The organism is Aldersonia kunmingensis (assembly GCF_001646865.1).
GTDB classification, from domain to species: domain Bacteria; phylum Actinomycetota; class Actinomycetes; order Mycobacteriales; family Mycobacteriaceae; genus Aldersonia; species Aldersonia kunmingensis.
In genome coordinates this window covers 1-4,811 of the sequence record NZ_LRRB01000146.1, presented here as the reverse complement: position 1 = coordinate 4,811, position 4,811 = coordinate 1, and the positions used below count along the sequence as shown (strand labels likewise).

Below are 4,811 nucleotides of genomic sequence, written 5' to 3'. Positions count from 1 at the left end.
ATCGCCGAGGACTTCGCGCTGCCACAGCGTGTAGTCGGCGTACTGCACCGCCAACGAGGCCCATCCCGGCTCTTCACCACGAGTGCGGGCCGCATAGGCCACCATCACGTCGCGGGCAAGTGGCTGCATGGATGCGCCATCACCGGCGATGTGATGCACGACTACCACCAGGACGAACTCGACGTCGGTGATCTCGAGGAGCCGGACCCGTACCGGAGCCGACGTGGTGACATCGAATCCGGCCGTCGCGATGCCCGCTACGGCCGAGGCCACCTCTCCGGCCCCGACCGGGATCGGCGCCAGGTCGAGTTCGACCGCCTCGGGCGCCAGCACCTGCTGATAACCGACACCATCGATCTCGGGGTAGATCGTGCGCAGGGACTCGTGCCGCTGCACCACATCGGCCACCGCGAGCCGCATTGCATCGACATCCAACGCGCCGGTCAGCCGGACCGCCAACGGAATGTTGTTCACCGCCGACTCGGGGTCGAACCGGTTCAGGAACCACATGCGGGTCTGGGCCAGTGACAACGGAGTCCGGTCCGGGCGTGGCCGGGCCTCGAGCGCCGGCCGCGAATCACGCTGTGCACCTGCGAGCACCGCAGCGAACCCGGCCACGGTCGGATTGTCGAACAACCCCCGCACCGCGACCGTGACCCGCACGCGCTGACGCAGCGTGCCCACCACCCGCGTCGCGGACAGCGAGTTTCCACCCAGGGCAAAGAAATCATCCCAGCGACCGACGCGTTCGGCACCGGTGATCTCACCGAACACCGCAGCAACCATCTCTTCGAGCGGTGTGTGGGGGGCGACGTATTCGGCTGCGGCCCAATCTGGTTCGGGCAGTGCCTTGCGATCGACCTTGCCATTCGGGGTGAGCGGCACCTCTGCCAGCTCGATGATCTGCTTCGGCACCATATGGGTCGGTAGCAGTGCACGGGCATGGTCGAGAAGTTCGGTGACGTCGACGGTGTTGTCGGTAGCGGCGTGCACGTAGCTGATGAGGGCATCGCGGTGCACGACCGTCAATGCGAAGTCCACGCTCGAATGGGAGTGCAGGGTGGCGTCGACCTCGCCTGGTTCGACGCGGACGCCGTTGAGCTGCACCTGGTCGTCACTGCGGCCGAGGTATTCGAGATTGGCCGTGTCGCGCCGCCAGCGGACGAGATCACCGGTGCGGTAGAGGCGTTGTCCGGAGCCGGTTGGGTCGGCGACGAAGCGTCCGGCGGTCAGGTCGGGGCGCCGGTGGTAGCCGCGCGCGAGCTGGATTCCGGTGACGTAGAGCTCGCCGGCAACGCCGGGAGGTACGGGGTGGAGCCGGGCATCGAGAACAAGACCGTGCACCCCGGGCAACAGCGAGCCGATCGTCACCGAGGTGGGATCGGTCAGGGCACCGGTCCGAGTCGACATGATGGTGGCCTCGGTGGGGCCGTAGCAGTTGTGGAATCTGGCACGGGACCCGAATCGCGTGACGAGGTCGGGTGGGCACACGTCGCCGCCGACGGCGACCATCTCCAGGTCGGGGAGTGCGGCGGCGTCGACGGTGCCCAGGATCGCGGGTGCGACCAGGGTGTGGGTGACCCGGTGGCGCGCCATGAGGTCGGTGAGTTCGGTGCCGCCGTAGACCCCGGGCGGGGCGATGACGAGTGCGGCACCGGCGTGGAAGGCGTGCAGCATCTCGAAGACCGACGCGTCGAAGCTGGCCGAAGAGAAGCGCAGCATGCGTGAGTCGGGTCCGGTGCGGAACTCCTCGCGCAGGCCCTCGGTGAAGGTGGACAGGCCGGTGTGGCCGAGGATGACGCCCTTCGGCAGGCCGGTGGAGCCGGAGGTATAGATCACGTAGGCCGGATGCTGCGGGTGCAGCGGCGCCGGCCGGTCGGTATCGGTCACCGGCGCCGGCGAATATTGCGCAAGGTCGAGCGAATCCGCGCACAGCCACGTCGTTGCCGTTGTCGGCAAAGTGTCCCGCAGCCCGGTCAGGGTGAGCCCGAGACCGGCGCCGGAGTCGGTGAGCATGTGCGTGATCCGCTCACCGGGGTGGTTCGGGTCGATCGGCACGAACGCCGACCCGCTCTTGGCGATTGCCCAGACCGCGACGATCGCCTCGACCGAACGTGGGAACGCAACCGCGACAAAGGTTTCCGGACCCGCGCCGTGGCCGAGAAGTAGGCGTGCGAGGCGGTTGGATTCGGTATCGAGCTCCCGGTAGGAGATGACACGATCGTCCGCAATCACCGCGGCACCGTCCGGATTGGCCGCCACACCCGAAGCCAGGATCTCGGTGAGCAACAACGGGTCCGCGCCCGCACCGCCGGACGCCGGTACCAAGGTCGCCCGCTCGTCGCCGGTGAGCAGATCGAGGTCCCCCACCCGAGTTCCCGGTTCACGGGTCAACACATCGAGCGCGGTGAGGTAGCGGTCGAGTAGTCCCTCGGCCGTCTCCGTGTCGAACAGGTCCGTGGCAAACGTCAGCGCGGCATTGACCGAGCAGTCGCCGACGATGGGGGCGTCGGCCTCGCGGAGGCGCAACGTCAGGTCGAACTGCGAAGCACCGGAATAGAACTCCTCGACCGCGACGGTGAGGTCGGGCAATTCGAGGGTATTCGGCTGTGCATGGTCGTAGGCGAACACGACCTGGAAAAGTGGGCCGTGCGCCTGAGAACGGCTGGGCGTCAACGCCTCGACGAGCCCTTCGAACGGGATATCGGTGTGCGCGAAGGCATCCAGATCGGTGTCGCGGACTGCGGCGAGGGTGTCGGTGAACGGCGCGGCGGGGTCGATGTGGGTGCGCAGCACGATGGTGTTGACGAACATGCCGATCAGGTCGTCGAGACCGGGGTCGCCGCGCCCGGCGACGGGAGTACCGACCACGACGTCGGTCCCCGCTCCCAAGCGGGACAGCAGCACCGCGAACACCGCGTGAGTGAGCATGAACACCGACACCCCGTGCGCGGCGGCCAGTCCGTGGACCCGGTCCATGACGGCCGGGTCGACCGGGGCGGTGACGGTGGCGCCGCGTTGGGACGCGACCGCGGGCCGCGGCCGGTCGGTGGGTAGTTCGATGACCTCGGGGACGCTGGCGAGTTGGTTGCGCCAGTACGCGATCTGTTGGGCGGAGGCCGATGCCGCGTCAGTGTCCGCGCCGAGAACCTCGCGCTGCCACAGGGTGTAGTCGGCGTACTGAACCGCGAGTGGCGCCCAGTCGGGGGCATGGCCGGCGCGGCGGGCGGTGTAGGCGATGAACACGTCGCGCGCCAGCGGTGTGGTGGACACGCCGTCGGCACTGATGTGGTGGACGACGACGGCGAGGATCCAGTCGGTGTCCACGCTCAGGAGCGCGGCGCGGAGCGGGACTGTGTCCGTGACGTCGAACCCGCGGCCGAGAAGTTCGGCGAGCTGGTTCGGAACAGCTTCTGCCGCAGTGGTAATCACGGGCAGGTCGATACCGGATTGCTCGACCGGGAGCACCACCTGCACCGGCCCGTCGGCATCCTCGGGGTACACGGTGCGCAGCGACTCATGCCGGGCGACGACATCGCCGATCGCGGCCCGCAGCGCACCGATATCCAGGTCGCCGGACAGGCGCACGACGATGGGGATGTTGTAGGCGGTCGAATCGGGGTCGAATCGGTTGAGGAACCACATCCTTGATTGGGCCAGGGACAACGGAATCCGGTCCGGGCGCGGCCGGGCCTCGAGAGCCGGGCGGTCATCACGCTCGGCGCCGGTGACGATGGCGGCGAACTCCGCGACGGTAGGCGCCTCGAACAGCGCACGGACGCCAATGGTGGCGCCTCGAGTGCGGCGGATCGTGCCGATAACGCGGGTCGCGGAAAGGGAATTGCCGCCCAGGGCGAAGAAATTGTCGGTGCGGCCCACCTTTTCCGCGCCGGTGACCGCGGCGAAGAGGTCGGCGATACGGCGCTCGTCCGCGGTCCGGGGTGCAACGTATTGGGCTGTGGCCCAGTCGGGTTCGGGCAGTGCCCGCCGGTCGACCTTGCCATTCGGCGTCAGCGGAACCTCGGGCACGACGATGGTGTGCTGCGGCACCAGGTGAGCCGGCAGCCTGTCGCGAAGGAACCTGGACAACTCGTCGATGTCGACGGTGTGCCCGCTGGTCTCGTGCACGTAGCTGACGAGCGTGGCGCGGTTGACGACGGTGAGGGCAAAGGCGACGCTCGGGTGCGTGATCAGTGTGGCATCGATTTCGCCGGGTTCGACGCGGATCCCGTTGAGCTGGACCTGATCATCGTCACGACCGACGTAGCTCAGTACCGGCTCGGTTGGGTGGTCCGGGGTCAGCTGCCAGCGGACGAGGTCGCCGGTGCGGTAGAGGCGTTGCCCGGGGGTAGTGGGGTCGGCGATGAACCGCCCCGCGGTGAGGTCGGGCCGCCGGTGATAGCCGCGGGCCAGTTGCGACCCGGCCAGGTACAGCTCGCCGAGCACACCCGGCGCGACCGGACGCAACCGGGCATCGAGGACCAGCGCTCGCACCCCGGGTAGGAGTCCGCCGAGTGTGACCGCGTTCGGATCGGTCAGCGGTGCGGTGAGGGTGGTGACGATCGTGGTTTCGGTTGGCCCGTAACTGTTGTGGAACCTGGCGACGGCGCCGAAGCGGGCTACGAGATCCGGTGAGCACACATCGCCACCGACGACCACGGATTCCAGCGTGGTCAATTGGTCGGCATCGACGGTGCCCAGCACCGCCGGTGCCCCGATCGTATGGGTGACCCGCTCGGCCTGCATCAACTCGGTGAATTTCGCGCGAACAGTCGAAAGCCCGAACAAACGCCTCAACACCGTTGCTTGTG

General features: G+C 68.1%; 1 protein-coding gene. It reads right to left on the bottom strand.

All coding sequences use genetic code 11. From position 1 onward, the window contains the following. Positions 1 to 4,788, bottom strand: a 4,788-nt coding sequence (locus A8G08_RS11375; protein WP_169823294.1) for a non-ribosomal peptide synthetase, incomplete at its 3' end; no start/stop codon positions are given. Positions 4,789 to 4,811: the final 23 nt, after the last annotated feature.